16 protein-coding genes are annotated in these 15,909 nt (G+C 41.1%); 9 read left to right on the forward strand and 7 right to left on the reverse strand.

Features of this window, described 5'->3' with window-relative positions; all coding sequences use genetic code 11:
• The first annotated feature begins 201 nt into the window (after positions 1 to 201).
• The 4 genes from Q3A68_RS19745 to Q3A68_RS19760 all read left to right on the forward strand — a co-directional run bounded on the left by Q3A68_RS19745 (position 202) and on the right by Q3A68_RS19760 (position 3,359).
• A complete protein-coding gene (locus Q3A68_RS19745; protein WP_302902857.1) occupies positions 202 to 573 on the forward strand; it encodes a BlaI/MecI/CopY family transcriptional regulator in 372 nt (123 codons plus the stop codon).
• A gap of 4 nt (positions 574 to 577) precedes the next feature.
• A complete protein-coding gene (locus Q3A68_RS19750; RefSeq protein WP_302902858.1) occupies positions 578 to 2,269 on the forward strand; it encodes a M56 family metallopeptidase in 1,692 nt (563 codons plus the stop codon).
• Positions 2,270 to 2,390: 121 nt separating this feature from the next.
• Positions 2,391 to 2,801 (forward strand): hypothetical protein, encoded by a 411-nt coding sequence (locus Q3A68_RS19755; RefSeq protein ID WP_302902859.1) that lies wholly within the window; start codon positions 2,391 to 2,393, stop codon positions 2,799 to 2,801.
• A 129-nt stretch (positions 2,802 to 2,930) separates the two neighbouring features.
• Positions 2,931 to 3,359 carry an SPW repeat domain-containing protein gene (locus tag Q3A68_RS19760; RefSeq protein ID WP_302902860.1) on the forward strand — a complete coding sequence of 143 codons (429 nt, stop codon included), beginning with the start codon at positions 2,931 to 2,933 and terminating at the stop codon, positions 3,357 to 3,359.
• 73 nt (positions 3,360 to 3,432) lie between these two features.
• Here the strand turns inward: Q3A68_RS19760 and Q3A68_RS19765 are convergent, their stop codons facing one another.
• The 4 genes from Q3A68_RS19765 to Q3A68_RS19780 form a co-directional block, all read right to left on the reverse strand.
• Positions 3,433 to 3,753 (reverse strand): hypothetical protein, encoded by a 321-nt coding sequence (locus tag Q3A68_RS19765; protein ID WP_302902861.1) that lies wholly within the window; start codon positions 3,751 to 3,753, stop codon positions 3,433 to 3,435.
• A 5-nt stretch (positions 3,754 to 3,758) separates the two neighbouring features.
• The gene (locus tag Q3A68_RS19770; RefSeq protein WP_302902862.1) at positions 3,759 to 3,893 is read right to left on the reverse strand and encodes a hypothetical protein; all 135 of its coding nucleotides are present in this window, start codon (positions 3,891 to 3,893) and stop codon (positions 3,759 to 3,761) included.
• 279 nt (positions 3,894 to 4,172) lie between these two features.
• Complete coding sequence (locus tag Q3A68_RS19775; RefSeq protein WP_302902863.1) at positions 4,173 to 4,688, reverse strand: DinB family protein; 516 nt, start codon at positions 4,686 to 4,688, stop codon at positions 4,173 to 4,175.
• A 209-nt stretch (positions 4,689 to 4,897) separates the two neighbouring features.
• Positions 4,898 to 8,230: a vitamin B12-dependent ribonucleotide reductase gene (locus Q3A68_RS19780; protein WP_302902864.1), complete on the reverse strand. Its 3,333-nt coding sequence runs from the start codon at positions 8,228 to 8,230 to the stop codon at positions 4,898 to 4,900.
• 577 nt (positions 8,231 to 8,807) lie between these two features.
• Between Q3A68_RS19780 and Q3A68_RS19785 the strand changes: the two genes are divergently transcribed.
• Positions 8,808 to 9,632: an LEA/WHy family protein gene (locus Q3A68_RS19785; protein WP_302902865.1), complete on the forward strand. Its 825-nt coding sequence runs from the start codon at positions 8,808 to 8,810 to the stop codon at positions 9,630 to 9,632.
• A 91-nt stretch (positions 9,633 to 9,723) separates the two neighbouring features.
• Here Q3A68_RS19785 and pyk read toward each other — a convergent pair whose 3' ends face one another.
• Both pyk and Q3A68_RS19795 read right to left on the reverse strand, forming a co-directional pair.
• Positions 9,724 to 11,160, reverse strand: a complete 1,437-nt coding sequence (pyk, locus tag Q3A68_RS19790; RefSeq protein WP_302902866.1) for a pyruvate kinase — start codon at positions 11,158 to 11,160, stop codon at positions 9,724 to 9,726.
• Positions 11,161 to 11,237: 77 nt separating this feature from the next.
• The gene (locus tag Q3A68_RS19795) at positions 11,238 to 11,657 is read right to left on the reverse strand and encodes an IPExxxVDY family protein (protein ID WP_302902867.1); all 420 of its coding nucleotides are present in this window, start codon (positions 11,655 to 11,657) and stop codon (positions 11,238 to 11,240) included.
• A gap of 151 nt (positions 11,658 to 11,808) precedes the next feature.
• Between Q3A68_RS19795 and Q3A68_RS19800 the strand changes: the two genes are divergently transcribed.
• Genes Q3A68_RS19800 through rnc form a run of 3 tightly spaced genes read left to right on the forward strand, consistent with a single transcriptional unit; the run spans position 11,809 to position 14,052 of the window.
• The gene (locus Q3A68_RS19800) at positions 11,809 to 12,045 is read left to right on the forward strand and encodes an acyl carrier protein (RefSeq protein WP_008508386.1); all 237 of its coding nucleotides are present in this window, start codon (positions 11,809 to 11,811) and stop codon (positions 12,043 to 12,045) included.
• A gap of 18 nt (positions 12,046 to 12,063) precedes the next feature.
• Positions 12,064 to 13,317 (forward strand): beta-ketoacyl-ACP synthase II, encoded by a 1,254-nt coding sequence (fabF, locus tag Q3A68_RS19805; RefSeq protein WP_302902868.1) that lies wholly within the window; start codon positions 12,064 to 12,066, stop codon positions 13,315 to 13,317.
• Between the two features lie 9 nt (positions 13,318 to 13,326).
• Entirely contained in the window at positions 13,327 to 14,052 is a 726-nt protein-coding gene (gene rnc, locus Q3A68_RS19810) for a ribonuclease III (protein WP_302902869.1), read from the forward strand.
• Positions 14,053 to 14,139: 87 nt separating this feature from the next.
• On the opposite strand, the gene Q3A68_RS19815 is transcribed toward rnc, so the two are convergent.
• On the reverse strand, positions 14,140 to 14,841 hold the full coding sequence (locus Q3A68_RS19815; RefSeq protein ID WP_302902870.1) for a peptidase associated/transthyretin-like domain-containing protein: 702 nt from the start codon (positions 14,839 to 14,841) through the stop codon (positions 14,140 to 14,142).
• A gap of 182 nt (positions 14,842 to 15,023) precedes the next feature.
• Between Q3A68_RS19815 and Q3A68_RS19820 the strand changes: the two genes are divergently transcribed.
• Positions 15,024 to 15,899 carry a YicC/YloC family endoribonuclease gene (locus Q3A68_RS19820; protein WP_302902871.1) on the forward strand — a complete coding sequence of 292 codons (876 nt, stop codon included), beginning with the start codon at positions 15,024 to 15,026 and terminating at the stop codon, positions 15,897 to 15,899.
• The last annotated feature ends 10 nt before the right edge of the window (positions 15,900 to 15,909 follow it).

Below are 15,909 nucleotides of genomic sequence, written 5' to 3' on the forward strand. Positions count from 1 at the left end.
AAATTTTACTCCATGCTTTCTGTTTTTTGCCATAAAAATGCCCCCAAATAGTGTCTAACTTTTTGGGGGCAGTGCATTTACCGGGGGCTTTTTATTTGCAAAAAACTAAGCGTTTAGTTGCTTTTATAGCCAGAGTTTTGTATCTTTAAGTTACCCAATTGTACTAAGTGCCTATAAACGGCAAAATAAACTCGAAACATCATGGAAATAAAAGAACTAACTCGTGCGGAAGAACAGATTATGCAGGTGCTTTGGCAGCTCAAGAAAGGGTTTGTAAAGGATGTGATTGATGCCTTACCTGAGCCTAAGCCTGCATATAATACCGTGTCTACGTTCATTCGCATCCTCGAAGCCAAGGGCTTTGTGGGCCATACGGCTTTTGGCAAAAGCCATGAATATTTCCCTGTTATCAGCAAGGAACAATACCAGGGTTTTGCTACGGAAAAGCTGTTAAGCGGATATTTTGACAATTCAGTAAAACACATGTTTTCCTTTTTTGTGAAGAAGGAAAAAATAGACCTGAAAGAAGCTGATGAGATCATGAAACTGATCGAAAAACTCAAAGAAAAATAAAAATATGAGCTGGTGGCAATACCTATTGCTGGTAAACCTTTACCTGGTACTATTTTACGGTTTTTACTCTCTGTTACTTCGTAAGGAAACCTTTTTCCACCTCAATCGTATTTACCTTGTTTCAACTTCCATTTTTTCTTTTTTTATCCCTGTAATTCATTCTGATTGGGTAAAAAACCTGTTTATTACACAAAAGGTAGAGCATACGCTATCTACCTATGGCGCTCCGATATTAATCTACCGTTTAAAAAATATTGAAGAACGCCATATTACTATCGGGCAAATTTTGATGATTATCTATGCTATCGGCGCCGCTATACTAATCACAAGGTTTATTTGGCAACTGATATCACTTAAAAAAATTATAGATGAACCGGAAGAAACGTCCGGAGCGTTTTCATTCTTCAGGAGCATTAAGCTTGGGGAAAATCTCGACAATCTCGAAATAATAACGGCTCATGAACAGGCACATGCTAACCAATGGCATACTGTTGATGTATTATTGATAGAAGCAGTAGCCATCATCAACTGGTTTAATCCTGTGGTGTACCTGTATCGTCTCGAAATCAAACATATTCACGAATATATAGCAGACAGGCATGCATTAGAAAACGGTATTGACAAAGCCGAATATGCCATGCTGCTGCTGAATCAAACCCTAAAAACACCGCATGAACTGGTGACCCCGTTTTTTAACCATAGCCTTTTGAAGCAACGGATAATCATGCTTCAAAAGAACCGTTCGCGGCGTACTGCTCTTTTGAAATATGGCCTATCTGCCCCCTTGTTTGTGCTGATGATGATCCTGGCTTCGGTTTCTATTAGTAAAAGCAATACAATAAAAATAATCGCGAGTAAAGCAGAGCATATATTAGAAACAGCAGCAGTTTCATTTACCCCGGCTACAACAGTTAAAAAGCATGTAAATGCTGTCAGCTACCACCGTGGTCAAGAAAAACCGGTTATAAAGGATTCGGCCTATGTGTTGAATAATCTAGAAACAGCACCTGCATCCGTTGCAGTTAAACACAACGATGATCCTGCATTTATTACAGTGGAAGAAGAACCTCAGTTTAAAGGAGGAATGGCTGCGTTTTATCGTTTCCTGAGCAAGAATATTGAATACCCTGAGGCTATGCTTAATAAAAATGTACAGGGTAAGGAATTGATCACAATGACGGTAGAAACAGATGGGTCACTGTCGGATATAAAAGTAGTAAAAGACCTTGGTTGTGGGGCCGCAAAAGAAGTTATCCGGGTATTGAAGCTATCGCCAAAATGGGAACCGGGGTATCAAAATGGCCAAAAGGTAAGAGTAAGGTATACTATTCCAATCAATTTTAATATCTCGAAGGAACCTGCACCGGATACTACCGCAGAAGCCATGACTGAGAAAACCAAAGTTGTTATTCCTGACAAAGTAACGTATATCGTTCCGCATGATACCATCCAAAATACAGGCACCGTTCTCCTCGGTCTGGATACTAACATGGATCCGCTTTATGTGGTAGACGGCAAGGCCGTTCACGATCTTAATAGTTTGAATCCAAACAATATTGCATCTATCCGGGTACTTAAACAACAACCCGCAAAAGAAGTATATGCCGGTATTTATGGTAAAAAAGCCTTAAATGGTGTTGTGGTTATTCAAACCAAGGAGGCTGCTCAAAAAGCACAGGCGAATCTCAATAAATAATAGTCCATTATTTCTTACCCGTTGATAATTAGGTTTTTATGAATGCTTTTATTATATTTAATAATCCATTTATAAATTATTGTTTAAACAACTGACACCCTTTCACTAAAATTCCCTTACTATGAACTGGAAAATTATTTTTCAATTGTCCGTATTCGGCCTGATTATGGCCATCGGTACAGTATCCCTTATTCCTGAAAAAGTAGAACCGATATTCTGGCTTGCAATCTTTGTCTTTTGTGCATACATTATTGCACGGGTTGTTGGCAGAAGACATTTTTTGCATGGTTTTTGTGTGAGCCTGGTAAATTGTATCTGGATAACAGCAGCGCACATACTTTTTTACAGCACTTACATCGCTAATCATCCCAGCGTGGTCAAAATGTCGTCGGAGCACCCGTTTTTGCCAAGCCATCCACGGCTTGCTATGCTGATCATGGGGCCATTGTTTGGAATTGCATTTGGCTTAGTATTAGGACTATTTTGTTTTATAGCTTCGTTTATCGTTAAGAAAAAGGTTGCTGCATATTAAATAAATACATTAGCTGATACCAACCAGGGCTATATTTACGGATATAGCCTTTTTATTTTAAAAGCATTAAAGTTTAAGTTGTAAACTTTAGAATAAACATTAATTTTGCGCTGTTAACATATTTAAAAAATGAAACCTTTTGTATCAACATCAACTTACGGATTATTAAACTGGGTGGTGGCTATAACCCTGATGTCTTCTCCATGGCTTTTCGGGTTTTCTCACGTGGGTGGAGCATCATTCTTTTTACCATTAATCTTCGGATGGTTGCAATTGATCATGGCTATTTTTAGCAAGCACAAATTTGGTATCATGAACGTGTTCCCGGTTCCAATGCATTGCTTTATTGATGTAGTAGGAGCGTCGTTCCTGCTGGCATCGCCATGGGTATATGGCTTTGCAGACCGTGTATTCTGGCCACAATTGTTGATTGGCGGTTTGATATTCTTTTTGGGGGTATTTACCAAAACGTCTCCGTTTACTGACAAGCCAGAACACGTATTTAAAGATGGGTTGGGTAACATCACCGACTTGGATGAGCCAATGGCACACGAATAATCAATATTTTAAATCATATAAAAAGGCATGTATTTGATTAATACATGCCTTTTTCACTTTCGCTGGATTGTGTTTAGCGGTGCATTTTAGGATTAAAAGCTATAAGATGTCTTAGATTTTTATGGTCGCCTGGATCAGCATCAAATCCATATTCTTGCTTACTTAATGGAAGAAGCAGTTTGCCCTTAACCAATCTTAAAAACTCAAACAGACCTTCTTGTTCTGGATGGGCTGATATGGTAGGATAATATTCTTTCTCAATCCTGGTCTTTTCCAGATCGGTAACTAAGCTAAATTGCCAACCCTCCAGGTTATTAAAACCAAATTCGCTTGCGCGGTTTTTCAGATCGTACACATACTCTCTTGCCTGGAATTCAATAGTTCTGCTTATCATACTTGTTATTTTTTCTTTATGGGAGTTAAATCTAATTTAGATACCGAAGATTTGCTTGCCTGATAATCCGAAGGAGCTTTTTTTCCAAGCGGATTAGCGGGTTTCTTTTTATCCTTCATCATTTGTCTGTCTTTGCTCATGGTAGTTTTATATAAAAGTTTTATCAGGATGCCCGTTTAATATTGATCGGGTTAAATCTTAAAACAGCCAAAATAGAAGATGGAGAAAGGATTTGCAGTAGAAGAATAGAGCAGGCCTTTGCGACTATGTTATCGATTTTACGAAAGGTACGCTTTATATAATGAATAGGAGCACGTTAGCCGGAATATATTTTATAGCTAAAGTTCTATGCCATTATTTTGCGCAACAAAAAAGGCGGCATCTAATGATGTCCGCCCCTTACTCTTATAAGGATCTGTTTAGAATAGCATTTCTCCCGGAGGTGTAACGCCTTTTAAACGAAGGTAAACAGTGGTTTGCCCGCGATGGTGTGTCTGGTGCTCAAACGCTTTATTAAATCCAACCTGTTTGGTGATGTCTTTGCCAGCTACCTTTACCATGTCCTGCAATTGAGCTGAGGTAACATTCTGCAATGCGGCTATTACATAATCATAACTATCCATTGTAGCCTTTGTAGTAGCCTCTTTGGTTTGGGCCACAGTTTTTTCGGCTGATTCCTTGCCAAGTGGACCGGGCTTTCCGGCTATAGCGCCTACAAGGAAATAATTACCATCAGCCAGGTGCAGCATCTGCCCGGCAAAAGAGCGCATCTCGGGGGTTGGTTTAAATCCGTAGCCGTCTTCCGGCATTGCATCCAGATAGGCTTTGGTGTAATTTTTAGCCCGCTGCCAGTCGGCAATCATCTGATCTTTGGTTTGTGCATTAACGCCGACAAAGGCAATTAATAAGGTAAATAACAGTGCTAGCTTTTTCATGAGTTAAATAATTTAGGTGTGTGATTTAGCCTAAAGTTATCAAATATATTTTCCAATAAGTTGAAGTAATTCGAAATGTGAATTTGATAACAAAAAACCCCGACTAAAAAGCCGGGGCTTCACACACATTAACCATTATAAAACTGAGCTTAACAGCCAATTTTATTAATAGCTTGTTTCTTTACGCATTCACGCTGCCTTTTCAGCTATTAAGAGCAACCCATTGAGTTACCGCAGTTCAGGCATTTGTAGCAAGTGCCTGAGCGCACAGTAGTGTGACCGCAAACGTTACATGCCGGTGCATCGCTTTGCACGCCCATGCTCAAATCAAGACTGAGGCCTTGTTTTTTGCTGCCTGTTGCATCCGAAGATACTTTTGCAGGTGATGGCTCGTAAACGTTGGTAGTATCAGGGTTGATGTCTTCATCATCCATCTGCGGGTTGCCTACCACACCCCTTTGTTCGGTTATTACATGAACCAGGTCGCTACGGTCTAAATACTCATAACCAAGCATCCTGAAGATATAATCGATAATTGAGGTGGCGCTTTTAATGTTGGCGTGACCGATTACCATACCTGCAGGTTCAAAGCGGGTAAAGGTGAATTTCTCTACATATTCTTCCAGTGGAACGCCGTATTGTAAACCTACTGAAACCGCGATAGCAAAGCAGTTCATTAGCGAACGGAAGGTTGCACCTTCTTTGTGCATATCCACGAAGATCTCGCCCAATGTTCCGTCTTCATACTCACCTGTGCGAACAAACACCGTTTGTCCGTCGATGCTTGCTTTTTGAGTATAGCCACGGCGTTTGTAAGGTAAGCTCTTCTTCTGTACTACACGCGATAACTGACGCATGAAGTGGGTATCTTTAGATTTCTCCATAATAGCCACTGCTGCTTCTAATACTTGTTCAGGTGTCAGGTCACTTAGTTTTACATTAGCTGCTTCGCCTAATACTTCTTCTACACTATCCAGTTTTTCATCCGCTTCTTCTTTCTTATCAGATTTGGTCGACAATGGCTGAGATAGTTTGCAACCATCGCGGTAAAGCGCATTGGCTTTCAAACCTAATTTCCATGACAACTCGTAGCAATCTTTTATTTCTTCAACTTTAGCCTCATTTGGCAGGTTGATGGTTTTTGAAATAGCTCCCGAAAGGAACGGTTGTGCAGCAGCCATCATTTTAATGTGGCCGTGTGCATGGATATAACGTTCGCCTTTAGCTCCGCATTTGTTGGCACAGTCAAATATCGGGTAGTGTTCCAATTTAAGGTATGGAGCGCCCTCAAGGGTCATCGTACCGCAGATGTATTCATTAGCTTCAGCAATTTGTTTTTTGGTGAACCCTAATGCACGCAATACATTGAAATCCGGTGAATTATATTGTTCGGCCGTTAATCCCAGGCGTTTCATGCAATCTTCGCCTAATGACCAGATGTTGAATGCAAAGCTGATTTCGAATGCTGATACCAGGCCCTTATCCAGTTTTTCCAGCTCAGCTTCGGTAAAGCCTTTTGCTTTAAGCGTATCCACATTGATATGCGGTGCACCTATTAAGCTTGCAGACCCCTTTGCATAATTTACAATGGCTGTTACTTCATGCTCCTGGTAGCCCAGGTTTTTCAATGCAGCAGGTACCGCCTGGTTGATGATTTTGAAGTAACCACCGCCTGATAGTTTTTTAAACTTAACCAGTGCAAAATCAGGCTCGATACCGGTCGTGTCGCAATCCATTACCAAGCCGATTGTTCCGGTAGGAGCTATAACGGTGGTTTGGGCATTGCGGTAGCCGTATTGTTCACCCATTTCAACAGCCTTGTCCCATGCATTGCATGCTGCAGAAAGGAGGTAGTCTGGACATTGTTTCTGATCAATTCCCGGAGGCAGGATATCCAGGCCTTCGTAATTTTCAGTTGAGTTATATGCAGCATAGCGGTGATTGCGCATTACACGCAACATATGTTTCTTATTTTCTTCGTAGCGGGTGAACGGACCTAATTCGCGGGCTAATTCAGCCGAGGTGGCATAAGCAGTACCGGTCATGATAGCAGTGATAGCACCACCGATAGCACGTGCTTTGTCGCTATCATAAGGAATACCGTTCACCATCAAGGCAGAGCCTAAGTTAGCATAACCTAAACCTAAGGTACGGTAGTCATATGAAAGCTGAGCTACTTCCTTTGAAGGAAACTGTGCCATCAATACAGATATTTCCAGAACGATGGTCCAGATACGGCATGAATGCTCAAAACCTTTTACATCAAAAGTGCGGGTGTTTTCGTCAAAGTAATGTGCAAGATTGATAGATGCCAGGTTACATGCGGTATTATCCAGGAACATATACTCAGAGCATGGGTTTGATGCATTGATGCGGCCGCCTTCAGGGCAGGTATGCCATTCGTTGATGGTGCTGTCATATTGTATACCTGGATCAGCACATGCCCATGCAGCAAATGATATATCATCCCAAAGTTTTTGTGAGGATATGGTTTTTACAGTTTTACCATTCATACGGCCTTTCAGTTCCCAGTCTCTGCCTTCTTGCAATGCATAGAAGAACTCGTTAGGTACACGTACAGAGTTATTAGAGTTTTGGCCAGATACGGTGCGGTAAGCTTCGCCTTCATAATCTGAAGAATAACCTGCAGCTATTAAAGCGGCTACTTTTTTCTCTTCTTCTACTTTCCAGTTTACGAAACCTTCAATTTCAGGGTGATCCAGGTCAAGGCAAACCATTTTGGCAGCCCTGCGGGTAGTACCGCCTGATTTGATAGCTCCTGCAGCGCGGTCGCCTATTTTCAGGAATGACATTAAGCCTGATGAATAACCACCACCTGAAAGCTTTTCGTTTTCTCCACGAATCTTGGAGAAGTTGGTACCCACGCCTGAGCCATATTTGAAGATACGGGCTTCGCGAACCCAAAGGTCCATGATACCGCCTTCGTTTACCAGATCATCCTCGACAGAAAGGATAAAACAAGCATGCGGCTGTGGGCGTTCGTAAGCCGATGTCGATTTGCTTAACACTTCAGTAATCGGGTCTACATAGTAGTGACCTTGTGGTTTTCCGGTGATACCATAAGAGGTATGCAAACCAGTGTTGAACCATTGAGGCGAGTTTGGTGCAGCTAACTGACCAACGATAGTATACACAATTTCGTCATAGAATACTTCGGCATCTTGTTTTGATGCGAAATAGCCATAACGCATTCCCCAGTCTTTCCAGCAATTAGCCATACGGTGGGCAACCTGCTTAATGCTTTTTTCGGAACCTGTTGTACCATCGGGTTGAGGAACCATCGCCTTGCGGAAATATTTCTGCGCAAGGATGTCTGTTGCTACCTGCGACCATGACGCGGGTACTTCAACATCGTTCATTTCAAACACAGCGTCGCCCGAAGGGTTACGGATCACCGACGAGCGTTTCTCGTACTTGAACAGGTCATACACGTTCTTTCCTTCTTTGGTAAAGTATCTCCCGACCTTTAACCCTCCTTTTCCGCTTGAAGCGGTTGCTTTTTTTGAAATGTTTTTGCCCATATCTATGTATCTAATAAGTTATTATAGTGTTAAAAAATCCTTAGGGGTTTTTAATCAAATTTATTGTTCAATATAGTCCAATTCAATTTGGAGTTTTCCACACCGTGTTGGGTTGAACCTGATTATCATTATTGTGTTGCTATAAATATTTGATTTATAGTTTATTGTATCTGTGGAAAACTAAAAAATGAAAAAAAATCGAAGAATTTTCAGTTAATTTTGTTATGTTTTTCGCTTAATAGTGAAGTGATAGATTATTTTAAAGATACGAAAAATTTTAGCAAAGGGCAAAGGAGCAAACCGACGCCATTTTTTCTTTAATATTTAAGTAATAATTAAACCCTGGCATCGTTTGTGGTTCTTATACAGGATACCAAAACTTACTGAGATGAGGAAAATGATTGAAATTTATTGGGACTATTACTTTGTCAATCTCGACAAGTTATTCCTGAAAGTTTGTGAAGCAGCGGTGTATTAGGTTGGATAAGTGGTTGATTAGGTTGAACAAGTTCATTTATCTGGGAATCATCAATGAACATTGTCTAAGTTAGTGACAGCATTTTGACCAGATAGTATAATGGACACATCAAAACTTTTAAGACGACCCCTCAAAGTTGAAAACATGTTTGGGGTAGATACGGAAACTACTCAATCAGTTATTTCACCGGATAAAAAATCTAAAGTAGTTTTTTCCCATTCCCAGGAAATTAGGATGGGGTCATATGAACATTTATTTAGTTTGCTCGACAGCGACGACAATCTTATTGATAATTTTGAACCGTTAATAGCAATTAGCAACCATTGTTGCTGGAAACCTGACTCAAGTTATTTTGGATTAGCAATAAGGTTTGAAAAAATTTATGGGTTCCTTCTAATCCACTGGCCTTCCTTAAATTTTACCTTCATTAAAGTCTTTAATCCTTATCCGCTTGATATTTCTTTTAAGAACCATGATTTTGTAATTAGTTATAATGACCAACAAGTTGCTGCTGCAAACACAAGTCAATTATTCGGTGGAGGGACAACTGAGCTTCCTTACAAGAAATATTTTAAGCCTGCAGATATTTTGTTCAATTTAGCAGAACTAAAGTTTTATTCTAGAGATCGTTTAGAAGATATCCCTGATATAATAGAAAGTGATAAAGAGTATAAATTCGATTTGATTGATGGGGGCTTTAACGAATTTCATGGAACATTTCCGCAAGACACTATAACAGGGTACAACAGACGAGCATTTGAGGTTTACCAGCTTGAAGCATTCGCCGCATATGGCGATAAAGTTTCCAAATTTTGGCTCGAAGAAATACAACGTAAGACGAATAACAAATACAATAAGTGGAATAAAGTTTCAGATTACATCGGACATCGCAGACGCCAAGAAGATGAAAAATCATTAATATAGCTTAAAACAAAAAATCCCGGATTATCCGGGATTTCATATTACAGGTTAAAATAACTTTTCAACTTTACACCATTCCAACCTTGCAACGGTATTATTCTACCACAGAAACCTTAAGCATATTAGTTTTGCCCTGTTTGGTGATAGGCACTGACGCCGTGTTGATCACTACATCACCTACTTCAATCAGGTTTTCCGCTTTCAAAATTTCGTTTACATCAGCAATAGTCTGATCGGTGCTTTCCAGTTTGTCATAATAGAAGGCACGTACTCCCCAAACCAGGCTTAAAGCTTTCAGCAGGTTCTTGTTCGATGTAAATATATAAGTGCCGGCTTTTGGTCGGTGGCTGGATATTTCGAATGCGGTATAACCGGATACGGTCATAGAAATGATACCTACTGCATTGGTGTGTTCAGCCAGGTAAACTGCTGATCCACACAACGCATCGCTCAGGAAATTAGCAGGGGCATGTGGAAATTCTGGTACCAGCGTAGTATTAAAAGGATAACCCAGTTCTTCCACATTTCGCACAATTTTAGCCATCGTTTCGATAACAATCACCGGGAATTCACCAACCGAAGTCTCACCACTTAACATCACAGCATCAGCACCATCGAGAACTGAGTTGGCAACGTCGTTCACTTCGGCGCGGGTTGGGCGTGGGGTAGTGATCATTGATTCAAGCATCTGGGTAGCTACGATAACCGGTTTTGAGGCTTCGCGGCATTTGCGGATGATCATTTTTTGCAGCAATGGAACCTCTTCCAATGGCATTTCAACACCCAGGTCACCACGGGCAACCATCACACCGTCCGTTGCAGCAACAATGGCGTCAATATTATCTATAGCTTCAGGTTTTTCAACTTTGGCTATCACACGGGCTGATTTTCCGCTACGTGCGATGATGCGTTTCAGTTCTACAATATCCTCGCCGGTACGGACAAAGGAAAGGCCGATCCATTCTACATCATTCTGCAATGCGAATTCAAGGTTTACCAGATCTTCCTCGGTTAAGCTTGGGATAGATACTTTAGTATTGGGTAGGTTCACGCCCTTGCGTGAGGTCAAAATACCGCCGTGCACCACTTCACAAAGCACTGAGTCCTTACGGTTGGTTTCAATAACGCGCATCTGGATTTTACCGTCATCTAAAAGGATGATCTCGTCTGGCCTTACGTCCTGAGGGAAGGTTTCGTATGTAATATATATACGGTTATCGTCCCCTACACATTCGTGTGTAGTAATATGTATTTGTGAACCGTTTACCAGGTGAATACCGCCGTCTTTCACCAGTCCGATACGGATCTTCGGGCCTTGCAAGTCGGCAAGAATACCCACATTTACTTTATATTGTTCGTTTATTTCACGAATAGTATCAATAGTTTTCTGATGATCAGAAGGCCTTCCGTGCGAAAAATTGAGGCGGCATACATTAACACCTGCCTTTATCATTGACAAAAGGATGTCCTTATTGGTTGATGCCGGACCCATTGTGGCAACAATTTTAGTACGGTTGTAAGATAATTTCATATTTATCAGGGTTAAACTGGCTGTTTTCTTATTAGGGTATCTAAATTAGTGTAGCCCATACACTTTTAAAATCGGCGCTAAAATAAAAGATTTTCGCGTGATTTAATTTTTTTTGGATCAATCTTTACTGCTGCTACGATTTCGGGTATGCGGTTAAGCCCCGAAATCAGCTGTTCCAGGTCAACGTCATCAATATAATTTCTAATCAACAAAAAGTAATCGGCCTTGCGCATTTCGGGTACAAGATAACCCTCTGATCCCTTATTAGCTATAAAATAAAAATCAGTCTCGCTGGCCTCCCAATGATGCTGGAACAATGAGAAATAAACCGGTTGGGCCCCGGGAAGTAAATCCACCTCCAGGTCGGCACTTCGGGTAAAACCAAATCTTAAATGCTTGTTTATATGATGGCAAATACGATAATCTTTTAGTGATGTGGTGATGGCGATCAGCACAAAATCTAAATCGATCTCAAACTTTAATGTTTTCCTGTTCAAAATCACTACTTTTGCCCGGCTCAAAAATACAAATAGAAACTCTGGTGGTAAAATTTTGTTAATGTAAATGCCAAAAGTTTTTAGATTTGTTATTTGATAGATTTTATTTTTCTTTGCACTGAATTTTATTAATCATTAAACCATTAAAAGTATGTCTGATATCGCTTCAAGAGTAAAAGCTATTATCGTAGAAAAATTAGGTGTTGACGAAAGTGAAGTAACACCTGAAGCTAGCTTCACCAACGATCTTGGTGCAGACTCGTTAGACACCGTGGAACTAATCATGGAGTTTGAAAAAGAATTTAACGTGGCTATTCCTGACGATCAGGCTGAAACTATAGGTACTGTAGGCCAGGCTATCGCTTACCTTGAAAAAAACGTTAAATAAGCTCCCCAATCTTATTAAATGGAGTTTAAAAGAGTTGTAGTAACCGGGCTTGGAGCACTTACTCCGATTGGCAACAGCGTTCCTGAATATTGGAACTCTTTGATCAATGGAGTGAGTGGCGCAGCCTTGATTAAGAGTTTTGATACTACAAATTTCAAAACAAAGTTTGCATGCGAGGTGAAAAATTTTGATGCCGACGCATTCTTGGGCCGCAAAGATGCCCGCAAACTTGATCCCTTTGTTCAGTACGCTTTATACTCTACCGAGGAAGCTGTAAAAGATGCAGGATTAGACTTTTCGAAGCTTGATGTAAACCGTATCGGTGTGATATGGGGATCAGGCATTGGTGGTTTAAAAACCTTCCTAGACGAGGTGGTTGCTTTTGCTAAAGGCGACGGTACACCGCGTTTTAATCCATTCTTTATTCCTAAAATGATAGCGGATATCGCCCCAGGCCATATCTCTATTAAATATGGTTTAAGAGGACCAAACTTTACCACTGTTTCCGCTTGTGCTTCATCAAACAATTCGCTTATTGATTCATTTAACTATATCCGCTTGGGTAAAGCTAACATGTTCATAACCGGTGGTTCTGAAGCCATTATTAACGAAGCAGGAATCGGTGGTTTTAATGCGATGCACGCGCTTTCAACCCGAAATGATGACCCGGCTACCGCTTCTCGTCCGTTCGATCTTGACCGCGACGGTTTTGTTGCCGGCGAAGGTGCAGGAACGATCATACTGGAAGAACTGGAGCACGCCAAAGCACGCGGTGCCAAAATTTATGCTGAAATGATAGGCGGCGGTATGAGTGCCGATGCTTATCATATGACGGCCCCGCACCCTGAAGGTTTAGGCGCTGCGTTGGTGATGAAAGCCGCTTTGGAAGATGCAGGTTTAACCCCTGCTGATATTGACTATGTAAACGTTCACGGAACATCGACCCCTATTGGTGATCCGCAGGAAGTTAAAGCAATACAAGATACGTTTGGAGAAGATATTTATCGTGTAAATATCAGCTCTACAAAATCAATGACGGGCCACTTGCTGGGCGCCGCTGGTGCAGTTGAGGCCATTGCTGCTATTTTGGCCACTAAAAACGACATTATCCCACCAACGATCAATCACTTTACTGATGATCCGGCTTTTGACCCGAAAATTAACTTTACGTTCAACGTTGCGCAGAAAAGAGTAGTTAGGGTAGCACAAAGCAACGGATTTGGCTTTGGCGGCCATAACGCTTCAGTTATATTCAAAAAGTACGAAGATTAAGTAGATTGAATGCCAATCACACGGTTCTATAAGCTTTATTTATCGCCTAACAGAAAATACGTAAAATCTTTAAAGAATTTGCTCGGCTTTGTTCCGGGCAATTTGTCTTTATACAGATTGGCTTTTCGTCATAAGTCAGTAGCGCAAAATGTAAAGAAGGGCGTTAAAAACAGTAATGAACGCCTAGAATTTTTGGGTGATGCGGTATTGGGCAGTGTGGTAGCCGAAGTGCTTTTTAAGTTGTATCCTTTTGAGGATGAGGGTTTCCTGACAGAATTGCGCTCGAAGATTGTAAATCGTGGGAATCTAAACCAGCTGGCCCGTAAGCTGGGTTTCGAGCAATTGATCCAGTATGATAACCGAATGGTAAATTCAACACGGCAGGGCTCCTTGTTAGGCGATGCCTTTGAAGCTTTGATAGGGGCTATCTATTTGGATAAGGGCTATGATTTTACCAAAAACTTCCTGTTGAGCCACATTATCAAACCCCATATTGATATTCATAAACTGGAACAAACAGAAACTAATTTCAAGAGCAAACTGATTGAGTGGTGCCAGCGTCATGGAAAGGATATCACTTTTGAGCTGATAGAAAACCAGGACGGCGAAAGCAATAAGCTGTTTACCGTACAAGCCAGCGTTGATGGCGAGATCATGGGCCAGGGCAAGGAGTTCAACAAAAAGAATGCGGAGAAGCTGGCTGCCGAGAAGGCTTGCGAAGCGCTGTCTATTTAAGTCGGAAAGACGTAAAGTCCGTAATACCGAAAGATGATGATAGTGTTTTTCTTGCCGACTTCCTGACTTACGTGGACATTCGGACTACTAATATAACTTCTGCAATTTCGCCTCCGGTCTGTCTTTGTTTTTCTGATAATAGGCAAATTCTTTCTTGATATACTGTATCAATTGGTAATCATTCCATTCTTTCACATTTTCATAGGACGGCCTGAAAGCTACCATAAATTTATCGATCTCGTCATCCGGCATTTTGGTGACACTTTTTACTAATTCCTTAGTGTATCTTTTATCAACTGCACTGGCCTCCTGTTCATTTTTTGCATACTCGGCGAAGCGGCGGGCTTGTGCCGGCGCCTTCCCGAACAGGTTGTAAAAAGCTGTGATCGGTGAATTGATAAATTGCCAAACCGGAAGAGACTTGCCATTATTAAAAATACCCTGGCTGCGGTATTCTTTCATTACCTCGTTAAGCTCCTGTTGTTTGGATTGACCCTTGATCGTCACCTGGTTTAGTTCGATAACCGGTTGTAAGTAAACCACCAGGTCGCTGTTGTTGACAACTGCAATTTTTTGCGGAGTATATCCGGCTTTGGCGATCTGTAATGTATCGCCGATTGAAGCTTTAATGCTAAAACCACCCAGCTCATCACTCATCATTAGTGTCTGGGTTTTCAGGTCGGTTACTATGGCCTGTGATATCCTGTCGGGCGTGCTTTTTTTAAATATAATGCCCTTTATAGTCAATGTTTGTTGCGCATAGCTTAGGCGACACAATAAGCAAAGCATTAAAGTACAGCATATTAGTTTTTGGGAGAAACGCATTCCTGCAAAAATATACAATGTAAAACGCAAAAAATGTAAAAAGATGTTAAAGAAGTCCGCAAGTCCGCAAAAGTCGGGAAGACCGAAAGATTTTACTTGCGGACACCGGACTTGCCGACTTTCGGACTAAAAATCTATCTTTGCGCATGATAAAATCAATGACAGGGTATGGGATTGCCAGTTTTGATTCAGGCAGTACAAAATATACTGTTGAAATCAAATCCCTGAACAGCAAATTTCTCGAATTATCGCTTCGTATTCCAAAATCATTCTCGGAAAAAGAATTCCAGTTACGTAACGAGTGCAATAAGCAGATCGAACGCGGAAAGGTTAATCTGTCTATCAATGTTGAGCAAGCAGATTCATCAGTAAAAGCCGCGGGCATCGATAACGATTTATTGAAAAACTACTACAATCAGCTTAAAGCTGTGAGTGAAGAACTGGGCGAACATGGGGGCAATTTGCTGCAATTGGCTCTTGGTTTACCAGAGGTGGTGAAGTATGATGAAGAGTCAGTTTCAGAAGAGGAGTGGAAGATAGTGGAACGCACCTTTCAGCAGGCGCTATCCGCCTTTCAAAAATTCAGGGCCGATGAAGGTAATGTGCTGGAGCAGGATGTGAAAATGCGTATTGGGTCTATCCTGAAAAACCTGGAACTAGTGGAGATTGAAGAACCTAAACGCATCCCGGTAATCCGTGAACGTTTAGCTCTGTTTTTGAATGATTCAGTTGGCCGCGAAAATGTAGATCAAAATCGTTTTGAACAGGAATTGATCTATTATATTGATAAACTGGATATTACCGAGGAAAAGATCCGCCTGAAAAGCCACTGCGACTATTTTATCGAAACGCTAAAGAACGCTGACGCCAATGGCAAAAAGCTGGGTTTTATTTCGCAGGAGATCGGACGCGAGATCAACACCTTAGGCTCAAAAGCTAATGATGCCAACATTCAGAAGCTGGTAGTAGGCATGAAGGAAGAATTGGAAAAAATAAAGGAACAACTACTTAATGTGCTGTAGTTAGTTGAAG

Source organism: Mucilaginibacter tolerans (assembly GCF_030519375.1).
In the GTDB taxonomy this organism is placed as follows: Bacteria; Bacteroidota; Bacteroidia; order Sphingobacteriales; family Sphingobacteriaceae; genus Mucilaginibacter.